We start from the raw sequence: 23,146 nt of genomic DNA on the forward strand, positions 1-23,146 counted from the left end.
TACACGCTCGCCGGGAGTGGCGCCGGGGCAAGAGTGGGCCCCGCCTCCCGGTCGGGGCCCACGCGCACGGGGCCTGTTCCGACTGGCGGGGCGAAACGTCCTCCCCGTCGTGGCCGCGCCGCCCCCGGGTGTCACGCGCGTTGTACGGGCAGTTGGGGTCCCCGGGCTGTCGTGGCCGCGCCGCCCCCGGGTGTCATCCCCGGGGGCCGGCCGGATTCAGCTGTTGCCGTCGGGGTGGAGGACGACCTTGGTCCAGCCGTCGTCGCGGGCGTCGAAGTGCTGGTAACCGTTGGGGGCCTGGTCCAGCGGCAGCTCGTGGGAGACGATCCACGACGGCTTCGCCTTGCCCTGCTCGATCAGGGCGCACAGCTGGCGGTTGTAGGCCTTGACGTTCGCCTGTCCCGTGCCCATCGACTGTCCCTTGAACCAGTAGAGGCCGTAGTCGAAGGCGACCTCGCCGTCCTCCTTGTACAGCTGGTCCGGACTGCCGGGGTCGTGCGGCAGGAAGACACCGACGACGCCGATGGTGCCGGTGAACTTCACCGAGTGCACCAGGTTGTTCAGCGTCAGGTTCGGATGCTCCTTCCCCTGCGCGTCGTGCGCCTGGTAGCCCACGCACTCACACCCGCGGTCCGCGCCCAGACCGTTGGTGTGCTCGTTGATCTGGTCGATCGGTGAGACCTTGGAGTCGTCGATGGGGATGGCCCCGATCTCCTCGGCCAGCCGCAGCCGGTCGGCGTGACGGTCCACGACCATCACCTTGGCGGCGCTCTTGAGGTTCGCCGACAGGGCCGCCATCAGGCCGACGGGTCCGGCGCCGTAGATGACGACGGTCTCGCCCGGCTGCACACCGGCGAGTTCGGTGCAGTGCCAGCCGGTCGGAAAGATGTCGGACAGCATCACGTAGTCGGTCTGCTTCTCCCGCGCCTCTTCCGGCAGCACCAGGCAGTTGGAGTCGCCGTACGGCACCCGCAGGAGCTCCGCCTGACCGCCGTTGTACGGACCCATCCCCGCGAAGCCGTACGCGGCGCCGGCCATCTTCGGATCCACCGGCGTGGTCAGACAGAACGCCGTCAGCCCCCTGTCGCAGTTGCGGCAGAAACCGCAACTGATGTTGAACGGCAGGCAGACCAGGTCCCCGACCCGCACCCGGTCCACGCCGTCGCCGACCTCGACGACCTCACCCATGTTCTCGTGGCCCAGGACACGCCCCGTCTCCATGTCCGTGCGCCCCTCATACATGTGCAGATCCGACCCGCAGATGTTCGTCGAGGTGATCTTCACCAGCACGTCCGTCGGCCGTTCGATCCTCGCGTCAGGCACGTCCTTGACGCTCACCGACCGCGGCCCGTCATACACCAGCGCCTTCATGGAATTACCTCCACACGCCTCATTTCGAAACATTCTCCGTTTCGAAATTCAAATGATGCAGATTCAGCGATCGCGTCGCCCGTGCCCACCGCTTCGAAAGCTCATGCGCGGAACACTGCGAGGAACACTGACCTCGCACGGATGGAAAATGGCATTCACTTCTGCCGGAGCCCGGATCCACCTGGGCCGAACCGCCGCTCGAGGAGCCGTGCGACCGCCCTGGACACATCTGTCCCGGGCGGGACTCGCCCCCCCTTCAACCCTCCCACCAGGGCGCTGCCTGTCAACCGGGAGACAGGGCAAGCCACCCTCGACCACCCGGGCTGCCACGCCCTGCCCGCACTCGCTCCCGGACGACCCGCCGCCATTGCGCAGAACATCCACGACCGGACCACGGCGGAAGATTCAACGGAATAGAAGTTTCTGCGGGGCGAAAACCGAATTACCGAAGGCGGACGAAATCGTCGGCGTGCGCTCCTCGCGTGCATCGAGGCGAAGCCCGTCGAAGAACAGGACGTCGCCGAATTCCTCCGCGCCGGCCTGACCAGCGCCCACGGTGAACCCGACACCCGTCGCCTGGCTCGCCGTCCGGTTCGGCCCCTCGACGTCCGGAATCTTCGACGCGTTCCCCGACGACACCGGACGCCGGGCCCACCTGGCCGGTCCGCCGGGAAGCGCCCTGACGGCCCGCGCCCGGCGAACCGTTCTCCACGCCCCCGACTGTCGAACCCCTGGACGCCCTCGCCCACAGGTCGTCCTGGCCCCGCACGGCAGCGGACGAACGGGCGCATAAGAAAAACCCCAGGTCACGGCGAGTGAGTCCTGGGGTTCTTCCGGAGCCGCCTTCGGGATTCGAACCCGAGACCTACGCATTACGAGTGCGTTGCTCTGGCCAACTGAGCTAAGGCGGCACGCCCTGTCGCACCACGGCGCGATCAGCAGCGTCGCCAAGTCTACACAGTTTCCGGGGGTGCTCCGCACCAGTCCGCTTCTGGACCGTTTTCGCAGGTCAGTGGCAGATCCGTGGTGGGCCGAGGGGAATCAGGAGCACTGCTTGCCCTCGCTCGGCGGGGTGCCGTCCAGGAGGTAGGTGTTGATCGCCGTGTCGATGCAGTCGCTGCCGCGGCCGTAGGCCGTGTGGCCGTCGCCGCGGTAGGTGAGGAGGGTGCCGGAGGAGAGCTGGCCGGCCAGGGACTCGGCCCACTTGTACGGCGTGGCCGGGTCACGGGTGGTACCGACCACGACGATCGGGTCCGCACCCTTCGCCTCGATGCGGTGGGGGATGCCGGTGGGCCGGACCGGCCAGTGGGCGCAGTTCAGGGCGGCCCAGGCGAAGGTCCTGCCGAAGACCGGGGACGCCTTCTCAAAACTCGGAAGCGCCTGGGCGGCGGCATCGGCGTCGGCGAAGGCGGGCGGCAGGTCCAGGCAGTTCACGGCAGCGTTGGCGGACATCAGGTTCGCGTACGTGCCGTTCGGTTCGCGTTCGTAGTAGCTGTCCGACAGGGAGAGCAGGCCGGAGCCGTCGCCCTTCTCGGCGCCGGTGAGGGCCTCGCGGAGCTGGGGCCAGGCCGACTCGTCGTACATCGCGGCGATGACTCCCGTCGTGGCGAGGGATTCCGTGAGTTCGCGGGAGTCGCCGGTGGGGATCGGCCGGGCGTCGAGGTGGGCGAAGAGCTGCTTCAGCCGGGTGGCCGCGTCGGCGGTGGAGGTGGTGCCGAGCGGGCAGTCGGCCTTCTTGAGGCAGTCGGCGGCGAAGGACTGGAACGCGGTCTCGAAGCCCGCGGTCTGGTCACGGTTCACTTCGACGGCGGGGAGCGACGGGTCCATCGCCCCGTCCAGGACCAGGCGGCCGACCCGGGCGGGAAAGAGCTCGGCGTACGTCGCACCGAGGTAAGTGCCGTACGAAGCCCCGACGTAGTGCAGTTTCTCGTCACCGAGCAGGGCGCGCAGCATGTCCATGTCCCGTGCCGTCTCGACGGTGGAGACATGCGGCAGGATCTCGCCGGAGTGGCGCTCGCAGCCGCTTGCGAACTGCTTGTAGGCGCCGCTCAGCCTGGCGACCTCGCCGGCGTCGTCGGGTGTCTGGTCGACCTGGGTGTAGGCGTCCAGCTGCGGACCGGTGAGGCACTCGACGGGCTCACTGCGGTCCACGCCGCGCGGGTCGATGGCGACCATGTCGTAGCGGGCCCGGACCTGGGCGGGATAACCGACGGCCGCGTAGTTCTGGAGATAGCCGATGGCCGAACCGCCGGGGCCGCCCGGATTCACCACGAGGGAGCCGATCCGCTTGCCGGGTCCGGTGGCCTTCACACGGGAGACGGCCAGCTTGATGTCGCCGCCGTCCGGCTGCGCGTAGTCCAGGGGCGCCGTCATCGTCGTGCACTGGAACCCCTCGACGCCGCAGTCCCGCCAGTTCAACTGCTGCGCGTAGTACGGCTTGAGCGCGGCAGGGACGGATGCGGCGGACGGGACGGACGCGGCGGACGGTGAGGCGCTCGTGGAACTGCCGCTGCTGCAGCCGGAGATGAGGAGGCCGGCAGTGCCGAGCGCGGTGGCAAGGATGCGGAGCGGGCGCCTGGTGTCCATCCCCGGAGCGTAGTCGCCGCGTGACGGCTCACCCGATTCCCCGCTCGTACGGGTGAAAGCAACGCCAGAAAGTGACACGTGGTGATAAACGGTGATGCGCGTTGACAACTGACGATGGGTGGCGACGGCTGCCTGCCGTCAGCCCGCGCGCAGCGCCATCGTCATCGCCTCCACCGCGAGCAGCGGGGCCACATTGCGGTCCAGCGCCCGGCGGCAGGCGATCACCGCCTCTATCCGGCGCAGGGTGCGCTCGGGTGTGGAGGAGCGGGCGATGCGGTCGAGGGCGTCCTGTGCGTCCGCGTTGGCGATGGCGATGCGCGAGCCCAGCTGGATCGCCAGTACATCGCGGTAGAAGCCGGTCAGATCGGTGAGCGCGAGATCGAGGCTGTCGCGCTGGGTACGGGTCTTGCGGCGCTTCTGTCTGTCCTCCAGCTCCTTCATCACCCCGGCCGTGCCGCGCGGCATCCGCCCACCGGCGGCGGCACCGAGCGCCGCCTTCATCTCCTCCGTCTCCTTGGCATCGACCTCCTCCGAGACCTGCTTGGCGTCATCGGTGGCGGTGTCGATCAGCTCCTGGGCGGCCTTGAGGCAGCCCCCGATGTCCTCGACACGCAGCGGCAGCTTGAGGACGGTGGCGCGACGGGAACGGGCCTCCTCGTCGGTGGCCAGGCGGCGGGCCCTGTCGATGTGGCCCTGGGTGGCACGGGCGGCGGACGCGGCCCGCTCCGGATCGATGCCGTCGCGCCGGATCAGGACGTCGGCCACCGCGTCCACCGGCGGCGTGCGCAGGGTGAGGTGACGACAGCGGGAACGGATGGTGGGCAGCACGTCTTCGAGGGCGGGCGCACAGAGCAGCCATACCGTGCGCGGCGCGGGCTCCTCGACTGCCTTCAGCAGGACGTTCCCCGCGCCTTCGGTGAGCCGGTCGGCGTCCTCCAGGACGATGACCTGCCAGCGGCCGACGGCCGGGGAGAGCTGGGCGCGGCGGACCAGCTCGCGGGTCTCCTTCACACCGATGGAGAGCAGATCGGTACGGACCACCTCGACGTCGGCGTGGGTACCGATGAGGCTGGTGTGGCAGCCGTCGCAGAAACCGCAGCCCGGTGCTCCGCCCAGCGCCCGGTCGGGGCTGGTGCACTGGAGGGCGGCGGCGAAGGCGCGGGCGGCGGTGGAACGGCCGGACCCCGGCGGGCCGGTGAACAGCCAGGCATGGGTCATCTTCGACCCCGGGGGCACCGGCTCCCCCGCGGAGTTGGCGGTGACCAGCTCATCGGCGTCCCGGGCGGCTGCACCGAGCTGCTTCTGCACTCGGTCCTGGCCGACCAGGTCGTCCCATACGGTCATGGGTCACCGCCCTTCCGGTGGTGTGTGCCGCGCGGCCGTCGTGCGATGCGGTCGCGCGGCTGTGATGTCGCTGCTTGTCGATCCGGCTTCCCATTGTGAGGGACGGGTCTGACAATCCCGGCAGTCCGGCAGTCCGGCAGCACGGTGGGACGGCAGTCCGGCAGCCGGACGAGCCTGCCCGGAATCCGGACTGCCGATCAGCGGCGCGGCCGGCGCCCCCGGCCCGAGGAGCCCGAGCCCTCGTCGTCACGGTGGTCGCCCAGCAGCTCGTCCGCCAGCGTCGGCAGATCGTCCAGCGGAGTCTCCTCGGCCCAGTCGGGGCGACGACGCCGGCCCCGGCGCTCCTCCTGTTCCTGGCGTTCCGGACGTTCCCGGCCGTCCCGGTGGTCCTGAACCGGCCGCGGGGCCGCCGCGTGCGGATCGCCGATCTGCGGAAGCTCGCGGGTGCGCTCGTTCTCGTTCTCCCGAGCGGGTTCTACCGGGCGCTCGTCACGGAAGATGCCCCGCGGAACCCGGTCCGCCGGATTCGTGTCCCGAGCGTCGTGCACGTCCCGTACCGGAGGAAGAACCGCCGTCTCGTCCGCACCAGGGCGCTCGGTACGGCCCGAACGGTCGTGGATCTTCGGAATCATCGCCGTCTCGGCCTCGTCGGACGGCGTGGACCCGGGCGAGGACGGGGTGGCCGGCGACGGCACCGGCTGCGTCACATCGTTCGGGTTGACGATCGGAGTCGGCACCGTGATCTCGTTGTCCGGCACGGACGCCGACGCGGCTTCCTCCGCCCGGGCCGACTCCGCCGCGGCAGCCGCCTCGGCCTCGGCCTGCCGACGGGCCTCCTCGGCCCGCAACAGCGCCTCTTCAGCCTTGCGCTGCTTCTCCAGCCGTCGCGCCTCGGCCTCCCTGCGCAGCCGGGCCTCCTCCTCGGCCTGCCTGCGCAGCCGGGCCTGCTCGGCCTCGTGGGCCGCTTCCTCGGCCTCCCGCCTGACCCGCTCCTCCTCGGCCAGACGGCGGGCTTCCTCGGCGCGCTGCCGGGCTTCCTCCGCCTGCCGCTCGGCCTCGCGCCGGCGTGCTTCCTCCAGCTCGCGGCGCTTGCGCTCCTCCTCCTCGGCACGGAGCTTGGCGAGCTGTGCCTGCCGCTCTTGCTCCAGCCGCTCCTCCTCGGCCTTGCGGGCCGCCTCTTCCTCGGCCTTGCGCCTGGCCTCCTCCTCGGCGGCCTTGCGCGCTTCCTCCTGGGCCTTGATCTCGGCCTCGGAGAGCGGAAGGAGCTGGTCGAGCCGGTGGCGTACGACTGTGGTGATCGATTCCGGATCCTGGCCCGCGTCCACCACCAGGTAGCGGGTCGGGTCGGCCGCGGCCAGCGTCAGGAAGCCGGACCGCACCCGGGCATGGAACTCGGGCGGCTCGGACTCCAGCCGGTCGGGCGCCTCGGTGAACCGTTCCCGCGCGGTCTCCGGGGCGACATCCAGCAGCACCGTCAGATGCGGAACGAGTCCGCTCGTCGCCCACCGCGAGATCCGGGCGATCTCGGTCGGGGAGAGATCGCGGCCCGCGCCCTGGTAGGCGACGGACGAGTCGATGTAGCGGTCGGAGATGACGATCGCGCCGCGCTCCAGCGCCGGACGGACGACCGAGTCGACGTGCTCGGCGCGGTCGGCGGCGTACAGCAGTGCCTCGGCCCGGTTGGAGAGCCCGGCCGACGACACATCGAGCAGGATCGAGCGCAGCCGCTTGCCGACCGGGGTCGCGCCCGGCTCGCGGGTGACGACGACCTCGTGGCCCTTGGCACGGATCCACTCGGCGAGCGCCTCGACCTGGGTGGACTTGCCGGCGCCGTCGCCACCCTCCAGGGCGAGGAAGAAACCGGTCGCGGCGGGGGCGACGGCGGGGTCGCCGCCGCGCAGCGCCTCGCGCAGATCGCGGCGCAGCGGCACACCGGAGCGGTCGTCCGTCTTCGCGAGGACGATCACGGCGACGGGCAGCAGCAGCGCGCCGATCAGCATCAGGGCGAAGGCCGCTCCGCCGTGGGCGAAGACGAAGTCGCCGGAGGTCAGCCGGTGGGTGCCGATCGCGGCGGCCAGCAGCGGCCCCGCGAGCGCGCCGAGCGCGATGAGCACCCGTACGACGGCCTGGAGGTGTTCCGTGGTCCTGGCCCGGTGGAACTCCTCGGTCTCCTGGTCGACCAGGACATGACCGGTGCCGGCGGCGACACCCGCCGCGTATCCGGCGAGCACCGCGATCATGAGCACGGTCGCCGTGTCCGGCACGAGGCCCATGGCGAGGAGCCCGATGCCGGTGACGGCGATGGCCAGCGCCAGCAGCCGGCGCCGCGACAGCGCGGGCAGCACCTTCCCCGCGGTACGGATGCCGACACCCGTGGCGCCGGTCAGGCCGAGGATCAGCAGGGCGAAGGTGGCGGGCCCGCCCCCCAGCTCGGCGGCGTGCAGTACGGCGACGGCGGCAGCGGCGGCAATGGCCCCGGCGACGATGGCCGAGGCGCCGACGATCAGTGGTACGGCTCCGGTGCGCCCCTTGCCGGGTCCGCTGCCGGCCGACGGCCGGCGCAGGCCCTCCAGCGGCGAGCGCGGGCGGGGCGTCTGCGTACCGGGCAGTTCCAGGAAGTACAGGGTGGAGATCGAGGCCGAGAAGAGCCCGGCCGCCACGTACGAGCCGAGGGCCGCCTGGTGGAGCGAGAACCACTCCAGGCCCGAGCCCAGCAGGTTGCCGATGAGCGTGGCGATCAGCAGGACGACCGCGGCGGCCGGAATGGCGGCGAAGTCGGTACGGACGGAGAGCCGGCGCAGTGCGTCGAGGTGGTCGGGCAGCGAACGTACAGCGGCGCCTTCGGGGGGCGGGGCAGGCAGCAGCGCGGGGGCGGCACCGTCCTTGGCGACCGTCCACAGGCGTTCGGCTGCGCCGACGACGAAAACGGTGATGAGGATCATCATGAGCGCCTTGTCGGGCATCCAGTCGATCCACAGCGGTGCGACGACCAGCAGCGCGAGCCGCAGCCCGTCCGTCCCGATCATCAGCCACCGCCGGTCCAGCGGTCCTCCGGGCGCGGTGAGCGTCGTCAGCGGCCCCAGGAGTACGGCTCCGAAGAGCAGGGTGGCAAGGATCCGGGCACCGAACACCGCGGCGACGGCAAACGCCGCCCCTCGGTACCCGGCTCCGAATGAGCCCTCGAGGACCGCCGCTTGCAGCGACATCAGCACCAGCACGAGAAGGGCGAGTGCATCGCCGATACTGCCGACGAGCTGGGCGCTCCACAACCGCTTCAGCGGGGGAACACGCAACAGGGCTCGTACGGCGCGCTCGCGTGAGTCTGCGGCAAGTGTGTCGGAGGTGGGGCTCACGACCGTTGGCTGCTCGGCTCGCGTCATCCGCCCAGCCTATCCGGAGCGGAGGGGTCCCCGGAGGCCCAGCCCGAACATATGGGCGCCCGGGGCCCCAGCCCCTCCGGCAATGGACGGGTCGTACCCGGACTCTCCCGCGACCGAGGTGGCTTTCCAGCCCTCCGGCGTTTGAGGAGCGGAGGCCGGGGCAGAGCCCCGGTTCGGGAAGGGGCGGGCAGGGGAACGGCCCGCGCAGGCACCGTCCCACTCCCCGCCCGCCCCGGCACGCAAACGCCGGAGGGGCTGGAAAACCCAGCCCCTCCGGCGATCGGACCCGTCGTACGGTCAGTCCTCCACAGTCGCCGCAGCAGTCGACTTCGCCGCAGTCGTCTTCTTGGCGGCCGTCGTCTTCTTCGCGGTGGTCGTCTTCTTCGCGGTGGTCGTCTTCGCCGCGGTCTTCTTGGCCGCCGTCGTCTTCTTGGCCGCGGTCGTCTTCTTGGTCGCCGTCTTCTTCGCGGTCGCCTTCTTGGCCGGGGCCTTCTTCGCCGTCTTCTTGGCGGGCGCCTTGGCGCGCTTCTCGGCGAGCAGCTCGTAGCCGCGCTCCGGCGTGATGGTCTCGACGCTGTCGTCGGTCCGCAGCGTCGCGTTGGTCTCGCCGTCGGTGACGTACGCACCGAAACGCCCGTCCTTGACCACGACCGGAGCCCCGCTCACCGGGTCCGTGCCCAGTTCCTTCAGCGGCGGCTTCGCGGCGGCGCGGCCGCGCTGCTTGGGCTGGGCGTAGATCGCGAGGGCTTCTTCAAGGGTGATGTCGAAGAGCTGATCCTCGGAGGTCAGCGAACGCGAGTCCGTGCCCTTCTTCAGGTACGGACCGTATCGGCCGTTCTGCGCGGTGATCTCGACGCCCTCGGCGTCCTCGCCGACGACACGCGGCAGCGACATCAGCTTGAGCGCGTCGGCCAGCGTCACCGTGTCCAGCGACATGGACTTGAAGAGCGAGGCCGTCCGCGGCTTCACCGCGTTCTTGCCGGTCTTCGGGGCGCCCTCGGGCAGCACCTCGGTGACGTACGGGCCGTACCGCCCGTCCTTGGCGATGATCTGGTGCCCGGTGACCGGGTCCGCACCGAGCTCGAAGTCGCCGCTCGGCTTGGCCAGCAACTCCTCCGCGTGCTCGACGGACAGCTCGTCGGGCGCCAGGTCCTCCGGCACGTCCGCGCGCTGGTGGCCCTCGGAGTCCTTCTCGCCGCGCTCGATGTACGGGCCGTACCGGCCGACGCGGAGCTTGATGTCGTTGCCGACGGCGAACGAGGAGATCTCCCGCGCGTCGATCGCGCCGAGGTCGGTGACGAGCTCCTTCAGACCGCCGAGGTGGTCGCCGTCGCCGTTGCCCGCGTCGGAGGCCGCGCCCGCTCCGGCCGTGTCGCCGGCGCCCGCGCCGAAGTAGAAGCGCCTCAGCCACGGCACGGCCTGGGCCTCGCCCCGTGCGATGCGGTCGAGATCGTCCTCCATCTTCGCGGTGAAGTCGTAGTCGACGAGCCGGCCGAAGTGCTTCTCCAGCAGGTTGACCACGGCGAAGGAGAGGAAGGACGGCACCAGGGCCGTGCCCTTCTTGAAGACGTAGCCGCGGTCCAGGATCGTGCCGATGATCGAGGCGTACGTCGACGGGCGGCCGATCTCGCGCTCTTCGAGCTCCTTGACCAGCGAAGCCTCGGTGTAACGGGCCGGCGGCTTGGTGGCGTGGCCGTCGACCGAGATCTCCTCGGCGGACAGCGCGTCGCCCTCGGCGACCTGCGGGAGGCGCCGCTCACGGTCGTCGAGCTCGGCGTTCGGGTCGTCGGCGCCTTCGACGTACGCCTTCATGAAGCCGTGGAAGGTGATGGTCTTGCCGGACGCGGAGAACTCGGCGTCCCGGCCGTCGCTCGCCCGGCCGCCGATCTTGACGGTGACGGAGTTGCCGACCGCGTCCTTCATCTGGGAGGCGACGGTCCGCTTCCAGATCAGCTCGTAGAGCCGGAACTGGTCGCCGGTGAGGTTGGTCTCGGCAGGGGTGCGGAAGCGGTCGCCGGAGGGGCGGATCGCCTCGTGCGCCTCCTGCGCGTTCTTGACCTTCCCGGCGTACGTACGCGGCTTGTCCGGCAGGTAGTCGGCGCCGTACAGCTGCGTGACCTGCGCCCTCGCCGCGGAGATCGCGGTGTCGGAGAGAGTCGTGGAGTCAGTACGCATGTAGGTGATGAAGCCGTTCTCGTACAGCTTCTGCGCGACCTGCATGGTGGCCTTGGCTCCGAAGCCCAGCTTCCGGCTCGCCTCCTGCTGGAGGGTCGTCGTCCGGAACGGGGCGTACGGGGAGCGGCGGTACGGCTTCGACTCGACGGACCGTACGGAGAACGTGGCATCGGCGAGCGCGGCGGCCAGGGCGCGGGCGTTCGTCTCGTCCAGGTGCAGCGTCTGGCCGGAGCCGGACTTCAGCTGCCCGTCCGGACCGAAGTCACGGCCCTGGGCGATCCGGCGGCCGTCAACCGCGCTGAGGCGGGCGGTGAGGGCCGACGGGTCGGAGGCGTCACCGGTGCGGCCGGTGGCGAAGGTGCCGGTCAGGTCCCAGTACTCGGCGGAGCGGAAGGCGATGCGCTCGCGCTCCCGCTCGACGACGAGACGGGTCGCCACGGACTGGACGCGGCCGGCCGACAAGCGCGGCATGACCTTCTTCCACAGGACGGGCGAGACCTCGTAGCCGTAGAGACGGTCGAGGATACGGCGGGTCTCCTGGGCGTCGACCATGCGCTGATTGAGCTCGCGCGGGTTGGCCACCGCCTCCCGGATCGCGTCCCTGGTGATCTCGTGGAAGACCATCCGGTGGACCGGGACCTTGGGCTTCAGAACTTCCTGCAGGTGCCACGCGATGGCTTCGCCCTCGCGGTCCTCATCGGTGGCGAGGAAGAGTTCGTCGGACTCGGCCAGCAGCTGCTTGAGCTTCCTGACCTGCGCCTTCTTGTCCGCGTTGACGACATAGATGGGCTGGAAGTCATGCTCGACGTCAACGCCGAGCCGACGGACCTCGCCGGTGTACTCGTCGGGGACCTCTGCGGCGCCGTTCGGCAGGTCGCGGATGTGCCCGACGCTCGCCTCGACGACGTATCCGGGGCCGAGGTAGCCCTTGATCGTCTTCGCCTTGGCAGGCGACTCGACGATGACGAGTCGGCGGCCGCCCTGTGCGGTCTCGCTGGTCGGGGACAACTTCGCTCTTCTCTCCGGTCGACACTCAGTGGGCATCCGGGCAGCGCGATGACGCTGCCGACGGTGCTGTCGCTGCGGAGTGTGACGGTACAACCCGCCCCCGTGTCAAACGGCAAAAGCCCGCAACGGCCACTCGAACGGTAACCCGACTTCCGCCATTCCTGCCGCCCGGACCACCCGCTCCCCTGTGGACACGGCCGCTGCCTGCGGGTTTCCGAGTGGTGTGGCGGCACTGGGGAGCGGGACTTCCGGCGTCGGGCACCCGGGCGCCCCGGGCGTGTTTTTCGCCTCCCCGCCATGGCTGCCGAGGCCCTCGGGGCCGGATCCGGTGGAAAGTGGATCAGATACGAGTGAAGCACCACACACCGAGGACGAGAAAAAGTACGCCGAACACAGTGGCGAGAGCGACGGAAGCGATAGGGCTCACTCCGTGTGCCACCGGCGCACGGTGCAGCACGCGCGCCCCCGTCCACAGCAGCAGCGCGGCGCCGAACAGCGCGAATGCCGTTCCGGCGAAGACCGCAGGTCCGCTCTCCATGTCCGTACGCCTCCCATTCCCTGCCCGGCCGGATCCGTGCCGGTCCCGAGGGAGGCTGCCACCCCAGGGCGTCGTGGACGCGAACCTCGGGTGAATGGCCGGATTCACCCACCCCGCAAGCTCGGGGCCTGGGGCCGGGGGCGACACCGGCCCGGTGAGCCAACCGGAATCCACAGCCTCCGCGACGGACCGGCGACGGTGAACGTGAAGGCGCTGATGGCGAGCCCGTTCAATACGTAACGCAGTACGCGCCCGAACTGGAGCGGAGCCCGGTGACGGAGTCCGCCAAAGGGTGCGACAGCAGGGGAGGCAGCCGCCGGGCCCGGGATCACGGCAACGTGATCGGCTCGATCAACTCGAACAAGCCGATCAACTCGTCGACGGCACCGGCTCCAGGAAGCCCTCCTCCACCAGTAGCCGGATCGCCTGCGGAGTGCGGTCGCGCAGCAGCACCGGGTCCTCGTTCATCAACTGGGCGATCGCGTCCAGGATCCGGCCCGCGGGCAGCGTCCCGTCGCACACGCCCGCGAAGCCGGCGCCGACGGCGTCGACCTTCGTCGCACGCCGCATGCCACGGTTCTGACGGAGCACCACGTGCTCGGGGTCCTCCGCGCCCGGGAGCCCGACCTGTTCCTGCACGACCTCGGCGGCGAGGGTGAAATGCCCGGCCAGGAGCGCCGCGTCATCCTGTTCGCGGAGGTAGTCCTGACGGACGAAGTGGGCCTGGACGGCGGGTCCGAGCGGCTGCTCCACCGCGTGCGGCCACTCCTCGATCACGACGGACGGATTCCCGGCGGCAGCCGCGGCGGACTTCCGCAGGGTGACCCAGCCGAAGCCCACGCCCTTGGTCTTGCGGGCCTCGAACTCGTCCAGCCAGGCGTCGTACCGCGCGGCGTACTCGGCGGGGTCCGTGCGGTGGTCGCCGCTGTCGCGCAGCCACAGCTCCGCGTACTGCGTGACGTCCTGGACCTCGCGCTGCACGATCCAGGCATCACAGCCGTGCGGCACCCAGGAACTCAGCCGGGTCTGCCACTCCTCGCCCTCGATGTGCTGCCAGTTGGCAAGAAAGTGGGCGTATCCGCCTTCGTTCAACCGGTCGCCCGCCTGCTGCACCAGGGTCCGGCACAGGTCGTCGCCGCCCATGCCGCCGTCGCGGTAGGTGAGGCGGGCACCGGGCGAGATGACGAACGGCGGGTTGGAAACGATCAGGTCGTACGTCTCCGTGCCGACCGGCTCGTACAGGGAGCCCTGACGCAGATCGGCCGGGGCGACGCCGGAGAGGGCGAGCGTCAGCCGGGTGAAGTCCAGCGCTCGCGGGTTGAGGTCGGTGGCGGTGACCCGGGTGGCGTGCTGCGAGGCGTGCAGCGCCTGGATGCCGGAGCCCGTACCGACGTCGAGCGCGGAGGCGACTGGTGTACGGACGGTGATGCCCGCGAGCGTGGTGGACGCCCCGCCGACTCCGAGGACCACGCCCTCCTCGCCTGAGCCGATGCCGCCCGCGCCGCCGACCGCACACCCCAGGTCGGAGACGATGTACCAGTCCTGCCCTTCTGGCCCGCCGTACGGCCGCACGTCGACCGTGGCCCGTACTTCGCCGGCGGTGTGGGTCACCCAGCCGTCCTCGACGCACTCGGCCAGGGGGAGCGCGGCGCGGGCCCGCTCGTACGGGACCGGGTGCTGGAGCAGGAAGAGCCGCACCAGTGTGTCGAGCGGGGAATCGCCCCGGGTGGCCCGCAGTGCCGGGACCGTCTCGCTGCGGGCGAGCGCGGCGTAGGCGGGGGCACCGAGCAGGTCGAGGAGCCCGTCGGCGGTGAAGGCGGCGGCGAGCAGGGCTTCACGGAGCCGGGGCGAACGGTCGGGCGCGGGGAGACTGGTCGTACTCACCCCCTCATTGTGGCCGCTCCCACTGACAACGGCAGCGGCCCGGCGCCCACCGGGGCCGCCGGGCCGTACGCACAACGGCTGCAATCGCTACACCCGCCGCGCCTGCCGCATCAGCTACAACTGCCGCGGCCGTCCGGTTACGGCTTCTTGCTGGGCGAAGCGGACGGCGCCGGGGCGCCCGGCTTCGGGGAGGCGGTGTTCGGCGCCACCGAGGCCGTCGGCTTCTGGCAGCCCTTCTGCTTCGCCATCGCGGTGCCGACCTCGCCGGACTGGAGCTTCCTCAGGGCCTCGTCACCACTGGTGCTGATCTTGTTCAGCTCGTCCGCGATGCCCTTGAGGCCGTCGGCGAACTTCGCCTGGTCCTTCGTGTCGAGGGCGTCGACCTTCTTCTCCAGGTTCGCGTACGCCGCGGAGGAGGCGTTCAGCTCCTTCACGGCCTCCTTCTGCGTGGTCTCGCCACCGTCGACCGGCGGCGCGCCCGCCGAATCGACAGCCGCGCCCAGAGCCTTGTACGCCTGCGAGATCTGCTGGAAGGCGGCCGAGTCGGTCTTCTGGACGTCGGCGGGCTTGCTGTTGTCCGCGGTCTGCTGCTGGATGGCGGCGTTGGCGTTCGCGATCTTCTGGAGCTGGGGCTGGACCTTGTCGCAGACGGTCTTGGCCCAGTCGTTCACCTTGTCGCTGTTGTCGTCGCTGCTGCAGCCCGACAGCGTAAGTACCAGTACCGCACCGCCGGACAGCGCGGCCGCAAGCTTCTTGTTCACCGGATCGGTCCCTTCCAAGGCTCTCGGCCCCGGAACTTACACGTCGGGCGCCCTCCATCCGGGTGCCGGGCGTCCGATGAGAGGCCTTTTGTAGCCATTTGCACCAAGGGAAATGAGGGAGATACAACTCACCCACGCGGCTCTCCACAGCCCTCCGGACGGGTGAACACCTGCACGAGCAAGCACCCGGACGGGGCTGCCGACGGGCGTCTTGCCCGGCGCCCCGCCGCCGGGCAACCGAATGGACCGCGGGCGGACGACACATCAGAGTGCGTCGCCCGCCCGGTCATGGGCCGAGGGCGGCTACGTACCACCGCCCCACCACCCTCTTCCCGTCACCGCCTCACGAAACCGCCGCCTCTCCGGGCGACTCGGCGGGCCTGCCTCCGCCCCCGGCCCCGTCACCGGGGCCCTCCTCGTCCCCCACGGCGACCCCGCGCCGCTTGGAGACGTAGACGGCGCCGATGATGACGACGATGGCCAGCACCGCGACCGCCGCCCGCACACCGGCGCTCGCGTCCTGCCCGTAACTGAACTGCACCACCGCCGGGGCAATGAGCAGCGCGACCAGGTTCATCACCTTGAGCAGCGGGTTGATCGCCGGTCCCGCAGTGTCCTTGAACGGGTCGCCGATCGTGTCACCGATGACGGTCGCGGCATGGGCCTCACTGCCCTTGCCGCCGTAATGGCCGTCCTCGACGAGCTTCTTGGCGTTGTCCCACGCGCCACCGGAGTTGGCGAGGAAGACCGCCATCAGCGTGCCGGTGCCGATGGCGCCCGCGAGATACGAACCGAGTGCCCCGACACCGAGCGTGAACCCGACGGCGATCGGCGCCAGGACCGCGAGCAGGCCGGGCGTGGCGAGCTCGCGCAGGGCGTCCTTGGTGCAGATGTCGACGACGCGTCCGTACTCCGGCTTCTCGCTGTAGTCCATGATCCCGGGGTGCTCGCTGAACTGCCGTCGCACCTCGTAGACCACGGATCCGGCGGACCGGGACACCGCGTTGATCGCCAGCCCGGAGAAGAGGAAGACGACCGCGGCACCGAGGATCAGGCCCACCAGGTTATTGGGCTGCGAGATGTCCAGGCTGAGGGTCATCTCCCCGGCCTTGGCCCCCACGTCGTCGACGGCGGTGGCGATCGCGTCGCGATACGAACCGAAGAGCGCCGAGGCCGCCAGTACGGCCGTGGCGATGGCGATGCCCTTGGTGATGGCCTTGGTGGTGTTGCCGACGGCGTCCAGGTCGGTGAGGACCTGCGCGCCGGCGCCGGTGACGTCGCCGGACATCTCCGCGATGCCCTGCGCGTTGTCGGAGACCGGGCCGAAGGTGTCCATGGCGACGATGACACCGACGGTGGTGAGCAGTCCGGTCCCTGCCAGGGCCACCGCGAAGAGCGCCAGCATGATCGACGTACCGCCGAGCAGGAACGCCCCGTAGACGCCCAGGCCGATCAGCAGCGCCGTGTAGACGGCGGACTCCAGACCGATGGAGATACCGGCGAGTACGACGGTGGCCGGACCGGTCAGCGAAGACTTGCCGATGTCCCTGACGGGGCGCCGGCCGGTCTCGGTGAAGTAGCCGGTCAGCTGCTGGATCAGGGCGGCCAGCACGATGCCGATGGCGACGGCGATCAGGGCGAAGACCCGTGGGTCACCGCCGTGCGAGGTGACGGCGCTGTCGGTGACACCGTGCAGATCCGCGTACGAGGACGGCAGATAGACGAAGACGCCCACGCCGACCAGGACGAGCGAGATCACCGCGGAGATGAAGAATCCACGGTTGATGGCGGTCATTCCGCTGCGGTCGGCGCGCCGCGGGGCGACCGCGAAGATCCCGATCATCGCGGTGACCACGCCGATCGCCGGAACGATCAGCGGAAAGGCCAGTCCGGCGTCGCCGAAGGCGGCCTTGCCGAGGATGAGCGCGGCGACGAGCGTCACGGCGTACGACTCGAAGAGGTCGGCGGCCATGCCCGCACAGTCGCCGACGTTGTCGCCCACGTTGTCGGCGATGGTGGCGGCGTTGCGCGGATCGTCCTCCGGGATGCCCTGCTCCACCTTGCCGACGAGGTCGGCGCCGACGTCCGCGGCCTTGGTGAAGATGCCGCCGCCGACCCTCATGAACATCGCGATCAGCGCAGCACCGAGGCCGAAGCCCTCCAGCACCTTCGGAGCGTCGGCGGCATAGGCGAGGACGACACAGGAAGCCCCGAGCAGACCGAGACCCACGGTGATCATGCCGACCACGCCGCCCGTGCGAAAAGCGATCTTCATCGCCTTGTGCGAAACGGCAGTGAGATCTTTTTCGGGTTCACCCTCCGCGGGCGTCGCCTCCCGCGCGGCAGCGGCCACACGGACATTGCTGCGTACGGCGAGCCGCATCCCGATGTATCCGGTGGTCGCCGAGAAAAGCGCACCCACCAGGAAGAACAACGAACGGCCCGCGCGCTGCGACCAGTTGTCGGCCGGAAGCAGCAGAAGCAGGAAGAAGACCACGACGGCAAAGATGCCGACGGTGCGCAGCTGCCGGGCCAGATAGGCATTCGCGCCTTCCTGGACAGCTGCCGCGATCTCCTTCATACGGTCGGTGCCCTCACCGGCCGCCAGCACCTGACGCACCAGCAGTCGGGCGACGACCAGCGCGGCTACAGCAACGGCCGCGACGGCGACCACGATGACGCGATCGTCATCGGTGAGCACCGCGGCCGCGAGAGATGCGGGCCGGCCGGAAGGGGTGGAAAGTGCGGAATCTTGCGTCAGTCCTGCCAGTGGGGTGTTGAAGAACTCCGCCATACGTCCTCCTTGACGCTCAGCGCTCAAGACGTGGACGGATTGTAAGGAGCGGAAGCCGATCAAAACAGTGCGCGGTAAATGTAATTGACCTTCTCGAGCGGATCGGTAAATGATCGTGCCCACAGATCGACCCGAATGCAGTAATGGGGCAGGCGCATTTTCCGTAGATCAATGATCACATAGAAATGAAAAAAGGCCCTGCTCAGCAGGGCCTCAAAAGACGGATCAAGAAATGGGTCGGGGATGGTTCGGGGGAGGAATCCGACAGGATCGGGACCGGCGGACCGCCCGTGATGGCTGCAGAGCCTCAGGGAAGCACCGTCACTGGCGTCTTCGGCCAGCTCATGCGGATCACTCCGCCGTTGGCCCCCGATCTGACTTCCACATCGTCGACGAGGCCGCTGATGACCGCGAGACCCATCTCGTCCTCGCCGTCGGCGTCGTAATCCGGCCCATCGAGCCCCACGCCGGGCGTGGCGCCGCGTGTCGCGGGGGCCTCGGCGGACCCGCCGGGCTCAGGTTCGGCGCCCGGCCCTGGCACCTCGTCGCCGACCTCGATCGAGAAGGACTTCTCCTCCTCGATCAGGACGACCGAGACGGGAGCGGCGATGCCATGACTGCGGTGCAGCCCGACTGCGCGGCTGCAGGCTTCACCGACGGCGAGTCTGACCTCGTCGAGCACGGCTTCATCGACCCCCGCCCGGCGCGCCACGGCGGCTGCCACGAGACGGGCCGTCCTGACGTGTTCGGGCTGGGCACTGAAGCGGAGTTCAACGGTGGCCATGGGATCCCCCTCAGACGTACGGGCGTGCATCCCGGCGGCCCGGGCACGCTGCCCGGATACCCCGGCTCTTCTTCGGGTCTTCTTCCGGTCTTCTCTTCGCGTTCATTTCGGACTGCTTCCGGATTTCTTCCGAACTTCTTCCGGAACCGACGAACCCGACGGCCGACCGATCTGATCGGCGGCGCCGGACAGCCGGCCCACTGACGTCCGGTCCGTCTGCCGACCGGCGGACGGGCCACCCGAGCGACCGAACAGCCGACAGCCGACCGACAAGCGACTGACCGCCCGCCAGACGACCGGTCGGCAGGCAACCGACCACCCGCCGGCCGGCCGACCGACAACCGACCGGCCGCCGATCAGCTGCCCAGCAACCGGAGCACTGGCTGCCCAGTCTCCCGGCCACCGGCACCGACTGCCTGACTGCGGCAACCGGCCATCCAGGCCACCTGCGCGGCACCGGCCGCCGGTCACGGCTGCCGGTACACCCACCGCTGGTCGGACCGCGGACCGACCGCGGACCGGCCGTCAGTCGGTGGCCGCAACGGCCTCGTCGACCGTGGTGTGAATCGGGAACACCTTGGTCAGACCAGTGATCCGGAAGATCTTGAGAATGCGCTCCTGGTTGCAGACCAGGCGCAGCGAGCCCTCATGGGCCCGGACACGCTTCAGGCCGCCCACGAGCACGCCGAGGCCGGTGGAGTCGAGGAAATCGACGCCTTCCATGTCGACAACCAGGTGGTAGCTGCCGTCATTCACCAACTCGACCAACTGCTCGCGCAGCTTGGGCGCGGTATACACATCAATCTCGCCACCGACCTCGACGACCGTACGGTCGCCACCAGGGCCGGACACATTGCGAGTCGACAAGGACAGGTCCACGGATCCTCCAGCACCTTGCTATCGAGCGGTCGCCCCTCGGTCTCCCCGGCGGAGCCAGGGGACGGATCGCCAGCCGCGATGGCATTCAATCACTTACCAGCAGCCATGCACGACGCCTTGGGACCATTGTCCGTCACGCCAGTGACACACTCGGTGCCGATGGCCAAGAATCACCGCCCCAGTCGACCAGCCGAGAACAGGGACTCCCGCCCCTCTCCCGCCATGGTCCTCGACCGGCTCGCCGCAGTGGCGGGCCGGTCCGCGCGCATCACTCATACGGAGCACTTGCCCCCGCGCACGGGAACCCATGCCATCTGGCCCGATCGCATCCGGCCAGAAGTGATCGCCGCGATCCAGAAGGCCGGAATCGGCCATCCGTGGGCGCACCAGGCCGCCGCCGCCGAGCACGCCCTGGACGGCGAGTCCGTGATCATCGCCACAGGCACGGCTTCCGGTAAGTCGCTCGCGTACCTCGCCCCGGTACTCACCGCCCTGCTCGACGGCTCCGAGGCCCCGAACGGCCGTGGCGCGACGGCCCTGTATCTCGCCCCCACCAAGGCCCTGGCCGCCGATCAGAGGCGTGCGGTGAAGGAGCTCGCGGCACCGCTCGGCAACGCCATCAGGCCTGCGGTCTACGACGGCGACACCCCCGTCGAGGAACGCGAATGGGTGCGCCAGTACGCCAACTACGTCCTGACCAATCCCGACATGCTGCACCGCGGGATACTCCCGTCCCACCCCCGCTGGTCCTCCTTCCTGCGCGCCCTGCGCTTTGTCGTCATCGACGAGTGCCACACCTACCGCGGTGTCTTCGGCTCCCACGTCGCCCAGGTGGTACGCAGGCTGCGCCGCCTGTGCGCCCGCTACGGAGCGGATCCGGTCTTCCTCCTGGCCTCGGCCACCGCGGCGGAGCCCGCCGTCGCGGCGGGCCGCCTCACCGGTCTCCCGGTCAAGGAGGTCGCCGACGACGCCTCGCCGCGCGGCGAGCTGGTCTTCGCCCTGTGGGAGCCGCCCCTGACCGAGCTGCACGGTGAGAAGGGCGCGCCCGTCCGCCGTACCGCCACCGCCGAGACCGCCGATCTCCTCACCGATCTGACCGTCCAGGGCGTCCGCTCGGTCGCCTTCGTACGCTCCCGGCGCGGCGCCGAGCTGATCTCCGTCATCGCCAAGGAACGCCTCGCCGAGGTGGACCGCTCCCTGCCCGCCCGGGTCGCCGCCTACCGCGGGGGCTATCTCCCCGAGGAACGCCGCGCCCTGGAGCGCGCCCTGCACTCCGGCCGACTGCTCGGCCTTGCCGCCACCACCGCCCTCGAACTCGGCGTGGACGTGTCCGGCCTCGACGCCGTCGTCATCGCCGGCTATCCGGGCACCAGGGCGTCGCTGTGGCAGCAGGCGGGACGCGCCGGACGCTCCGGCCAGGGCGCACTGGCCGTCCTGGTCGCCCGCGACGACCCGCTGGACACCTTCCTCGTCCACCATCCCGAGGCGCTGTTCCAGCAGCCCGTCGAGTCGACCGTCCTCGACCCGGACAACCCGTACGTCCTCGCCCCGCACCTGTGCGCCGCCGCTGCGGAGCTGCCGCTCACCGAAGCCGATCTGGAGCTCTTCGGCCCGGCCGTGGCCGAACTGCTGCCGCAGCTGGAAGCCGCGAAGCTGCTGCGCAGACGGACGTCGGGCTGGCACTGGACGCGCCGCGAGCGCGCCGCCGATCTCACCGACATCCGGGGCGAGGGCGGCCGCCCCGTCCAGATCGTCGAGGAGCGCACCGGCCGGCTGCTGGGCACCGTCGACGAGGCTGCCTCGCACACCGCCGTCCATGAAGGCGCCGTCCATCTCCACCAGGGCCGCACCTATCTGGTCCGGAAGCTGGATCTGGAGGATTCGGTGGCCCTGGTCGAAGAGGCCAACCCGCCGTACTCGACGACCGCCCGCGACACCACCGCCATCGCCGTCCTGGAGACCGACACCGAGATCCCATGGGGCGACGGGCGGCTCTGCTACGGCTCCGTGGAAGTCACCAACCAGGTCGTCTCCTTCCTGCGTCGCAAACTGATCACCGGCGAGGTCCTCGGCGAGACCAAGCTGGATCTGCCGCCCCGCACTCTGCGCACGCGCGCCGTGTGGTGGACCGTCACGCAGGATCAGCTCGACGCCGCCCGCATCAACCCGGAGATCCTCGGCGGCGCCCTGCACGCCGCGGAGCACGCTTCGATCGGGATGCTGCCGCTCTTCGCCACCTGCGACCGATGGGACATCGGTGGCGTCTCCGTACCGTTGCACCCGGACACTCTCCTGCCCACGGTCTTCGTGTACGACGGGCATCCGGGCGGCGCCGGATTCGCCGAGCGGGCCTTCCACACCGCCCGCGCATGGCTGACCGCGACCCGCCAGGCCATCGCGTCCTGCGAATGCGAGGCCGGCTGCCCGTCCTGCATCCAATCCCCCAAGTGCGGCAACGGCAACGATCCACTGCACAAACGCGGCGCCGTGCGTCTCCTCAGCGAGCTTCTCCGATGTGCTCCGCCGGAGCCTGGGGAGCCGGACCGTCCGGAGTCGTCGGAGGCGACGGCTCCGGAGAGTCGGGAACAGCCACCGGAGGCCCTGCCCGGGACCTGACCGCCGGTTCGTACGGCCCGAAACGCACCCGGGCCGTCACATCGGCGATCTCTCCTCGCACCACGCACCGGACCACCACGGCCCCCTGTGCCGCGGCCACCTCCTCGGCCGCCCCGCATGCCTCCTTGGACCCTTGCAGGGCCCGGTCGGCCGCGGCCAGAGCCGCCAGGTCAGCCGCTGCGCCGGCCCGGTGCCGAGCGGCCACCACCTGTCCGAGCGCCAGCACGACAGCGAACACCGCACACAAGGTAGCCGTGGTCATCGCCACCCACACCGTCGCCAGCCCCCTGTCCCGGTCGGCCAGGCCCTGGTCCGGGTCTCGGCCCCGGCTCCGTCCGCGACCGGGGCCACAGGATCCACGTACGTGGAGCCACCCGGTCGCAGCCCTCGCGGCACCGCGTCCCATCCCGGTCATGGCGTCACCCCCACCGTGTCCTCGGCCAGTGCCGCCGTCTCCGCATGAAGCGTCAGGGCCAGCGGGCCGAGTCCGGGCGTGGGCGCCGCCACCCTCACCCGCCACAACTCCCCGGCCCGCTCCATCGCGATTTCAGCCCCGCCGGGTGCCGCCGAACGGGCGGCTTCCAGCACCTGCGGCTCCGGTTCCGAACGGGCCGCAGCCCTCGCCCCCGCCCTGGCCGCGTCCACGCACCGGATCTGGGCGGAGGCGGCCATCAGCGCCCAGACCAAGGCCAGGGCGAACACCACCAGTACCGGAATCGCCATGGCCGCTTCCGCCGTCACCGCACCCCGGTCCCCGCCCGCGCCCGCGCCCGCAGTCCCCGAACGGCCCCCGGCGCACGCCCCAGAACCGTTCCTAGAACTTCGCATCAAGTGCGTCCTTCAGCAGTGACTGCAGCGCGGACATGACCGGCTGGCTGGTCACCACCTTGTAGAGCACCGCCGCGAACGCACAGGCCGCGATCGTCCCCACCGCGTATTCGGACGTCGTCATTCCGTTGTCCGACCGGACTCGGCGCACCATGCTCCGCACCCAGCCCCTGATTCGCTGCACCATTTCAACCCCCG

General features: G+C 70.3%; 15 protein-coding genes, 1 tRNA gene and 1 pseudogene. 2 read left to right on the plus strand and 15 right to left on the minus strand.

Annotated features, from left to right (window positions below):
- Window positions 1-216 precede the first annotated feature (216 nt).
- Complete coding sequence (locus tag ACFVV1_RS28665) at window positions 217-1,371, minus strand: glutathione-independent formaldehyde dehydrogenase (protein WP_389994854.1); 1,155 nt, start codon at window positions 1,369-1,371, stop codon at window positions 217-219.
- Between the two features lie 441 nt (window positions 1,372-1,812).
- Between ACFVV1_RS28665 and ACFVV1_RS28670 the strand changes: the two are divergent.
- A pseudogene (locus ACFVV1_RS28670) lies at window positions 1,813-2,123 on the plus strand (putative quinol monooxygenase); the annotation flags it as partial.
- Window positions 2,124-2,208: 85 nt separating this feature from the next.
- Here the strand turns inward: ACFVV1_RS28670 and ACFVV1_RS28675 are convergent.
- From ACFVV1_RS28675 to ACFVV1_RS28725, 11 genes are all read right to left on the minus strand, one after another.
- Window positions 2,209-2,282: transfer RNA gene (locus ACFVV1_RS28675), tRNA-Thr, on the minus strand.
- A 130-nt stretch (window positions 2,283-2,412) separates the two neighbouring features.
- Window positions 2,413-3,957, minus strand: a complete 1,545-nt coding sequence (locus tag ACFVV1_RS28680) for an alpha/beta hydrolase (protein ID WP_389994857.1) — start codon at window positions 3,955-3,957, stop codon at window positions 2,413-2,415.
- Between the two features lie 138 nt (window positions 3,958-4,095).
- Entirely contained in the window at window positions 4,096-5,301 is a 1,206-nt protein-coding gene (locus ACFVV1_RS28685; RefSeq protein WP_389994859.1) for a DNA polymerase III subunit delta', read from the minus strand.
- A 197-nt stretch (window positions 5,302-5,498) separates the two neighbouring features.
- Window positions 5,499-8,681, minus strand: coding sequence for a dTMP kinase (tmk, locus tag ACFVV1_RS28690; protein WP_389994861.1), 3,183 nt, complete (start codon window positions 8,679-8,681; stop codon window positions 5,499-5,501).
- A 297-nt stretch (window positions 8,682-8,978) separates the two neighbouring features.
- Complete coding sequence (gene topA / locus ACFVV1_RS28695) at window positions 8,979-11,864, minus strand: type I DNA topoisomerase (RefSeq protein WP_389994863.1); 2,886 nt, start codon at window positions 11,862-11,864, stop codon at window positions 8,979-8,981.
- Window positions 11,865-12,204: 340 nt separating this feature from the next.
- Complete coding sequence (locus ACFVV1_RS28700) at window positions 12,205-12,402, minus strand: hypothetical protein (RefSeq protein WP_389994866.1); 198 nt, start codon at window positions 12,400-12,402, stop codon at window positions 12,205-12,207.
- 369 nt (window positions 12,403-12,771) lie between these two features.
- The gene (locus ACFVV1_RS28705; protein WP_389994869.1) at window positions 12,772-14,286 is read right to left on the minus strand and encodes a methyltransferase; all 1,515 of its coding nucleotides are present in this window, start codon (window positions 14,284-14,286) and stop codon (window positions 12,772-12,774) included.
- A gap of 137 nt (window positions 14,287-14,423) precedes the next feature.
- On the minus strand, window positions 14,424-15,047 hold the full coding sequence (locus ACFVV1_RS28710) for a small secreted protein (protein WP_389994872.1): 624 nt from the start codon (window positions 15,045-15,047) through the stop codon (window positions 14,424-14,426).
- 343 nt (window positions 15,048-15,390) lie between these two features.
- Window positions 15,391-17,841 (minus strand): sodium-translocating pyrophosphatase, encoded by a 2,451-nt coding sequence (locus ACFVV1_RS28715; RefSeq protein ID WP_389994875.1) that lies wholly within the window; start codon window positions 17,839-17,841, stop codon window positions 15,391-15,393.
- A gap of 307 nt (window positions 17,842-18,148) precedes the next feature.
- Window positions 18,149-18,625, minus strand: coding sequence for an ATP-binding protein (locus ACFVV1_RS28720; protein ID WP_389994878.1), 477 nt, complete (start codon window positions 18,623-18,625; stop codon window positions 18,149-18,151).
- A gap of 525 nt (window positions 18,626-19,150) precedes the next feature.
- Window positions 19,151-19,504, minus strand: coding sequence for an STAS domain-containing protein (locus ACFVV1_RS28725; protein ID WP_003967428.1), 354 nt, complete (start codon window positions 19,502-19,504; stop codon window positions 19,151-19,153).
- A gap of 78 nt (window positions 19,505-19,582) precedes the next feature.
- Between ACFVV1_RS28725 and ACFVV1_RS28730 the strand changes: the two genes are divergently transcribed.
- A complete protein-coding gene (locus ACFVV1_RS28730) occupies window positions 19,583-22,120 on the plus strand; it encodes a DEAD/DEAH box helicase (protein ID WP_389994881.1) in 2,538 nt (845 codons plus the stop codon).
- On the opposite strand, the gene ACFVV1_RS28735 is transcribed toward ACFVV1_RS28730, so the two are convergent.
- The 3 genes from ACFVV1_RS28735 to ACFVV1_RS28745 all read right to left on the minus strand — a co-directional run bounded on the left by ACFVV1_RS28735 (window position 22,002) and on the right by ACFVV1_RS28745 (window position 23,135).
- A complete protein-coding gene (locus ACFVV1_RS28735) occupies window positions 22,002-22,535 on the minus strand; it encodes an Rv3654c family TadE-like protein (protein WP_389994884.1) in 534 nt (177 codons plus the stop codon). The two genes, ACFVV1_RS28730 and ACFVV1_RS28735, sit on opposite strands and share 119 nt — an antisense overlap.
- Window positions 22,532-22,861 carry a TadE family type IV pilus minor pilin gene (locus tag ACFVV1_RS28740; RefSeq protein WP_389994887.1) on the minus strand — a complete coding sequence of 110 codons (330 nt, stop codon included), beginning with the start codon at window positions 22,859-22,861 and terminating at the stop codon, window positions 22,532-22,534. Before ACFVV1_RS28740 ends, ACFVV1_RS28735 begins: the two co-directional genes overlap by 4 nt.
- 73 nt (window positions 22,862-22,934) lie before the next feature.
- Complete coding sequence (locus ACFVV1_RS28745) at window positions 22,935-23,135, minus strand: DUF4244 domain-containing protein (RefSeq protein WP_389994890.1); 201 nt, start codon at window positions 23,133-23,135, stop codon at window positions 22,935-22,937.
- Window positions 23,136-23,146: the final 11 nt, after the last annotated feature.

Origin of the sequence: Streptomyces sp. NPDC058092, assembly GCF_042884935.1 — a bacterium.
Taxonomy (GTDB): Bacteria; Actinomycetota; Actinomycetes; order Streptomycetales; family Streptomycetaceae; genus Streptomyces.

Bases quoted from the DNA above. Each gene is read 5' to 3' on its own strand.
- tmk (WP_389994861.1), bottom strand. From the start codon at position 8,681: ATGACGCGAGCCGAGCAGCCAACGGTCGTGAGCCCCACCTCCGACACA.
- ACFVV1_RS28745 (WP_389994890.1), bottom strand. From the start codon at position 23,135: ATGGTGCAGCGAATCAGGGGCTGGGTGCGGAGCATGGTGCGCCGAGTC.
- ACFVV1_RS28730 (WP_389994881.1), top strand. From the start codon at position 19,583: ATGGCATTCAATCACTTACCAGCAGCCATGCACGACGCCTTGGGACCA.
- ACFVV1_RS28735 (WP_389994884.1), bottom strand. From the start codon at position 22,535: ATGACCGGGATGGGACGCGGTGCCGCGAGGGCTGCGACCGGGTGGCTC.
- ACFVV1_RS28680 (WP_389994857.1), bottom strand. From the start codon at position 3,957: ATGGACACCAGGCGCCCGCTCCGCATCCTTGCCACCGCGCTCGGCACT.
- ACFVV1_RS28715 (WP_389994875.1), bottom strand. From the start codon at position 17,841: ATGGCGGAGTTCTTCAACACCCCACTGGCAGGACTGACGCAAGATTCC.
- ACFVV1_RS28700 (WP_389994866.1), bottom strand. From the start codon at position 12,402: ATGGAGAGCGGACCTGCGGTCTTCGCCGGAACGGCATTCGCGCTGTTC.
- ACFVV1_RS28685 (WP_389994859.1), bottom strand. From the start codon at position 5,301: ATGACCGTATGGGACGACCTGGTCGGCCAGGACCGAGTGCAGAAGCAG.
- ACFVV1_RS28665 (WP_389994854.1), bottom strand. From the start codon at position 1,371: ATGAAGGCGCTGGTGTATGACGGGCCGCGGTCGGTGAGCGTCAAGGAC.
- ACFVV1_RS28720 (WP_389994878.1), bottom strand. From the start codon at position 18,625: ATGGCCACCGTTGAACTCCGCTTCAGTGCCCAGCCCGAACACGTCAGG.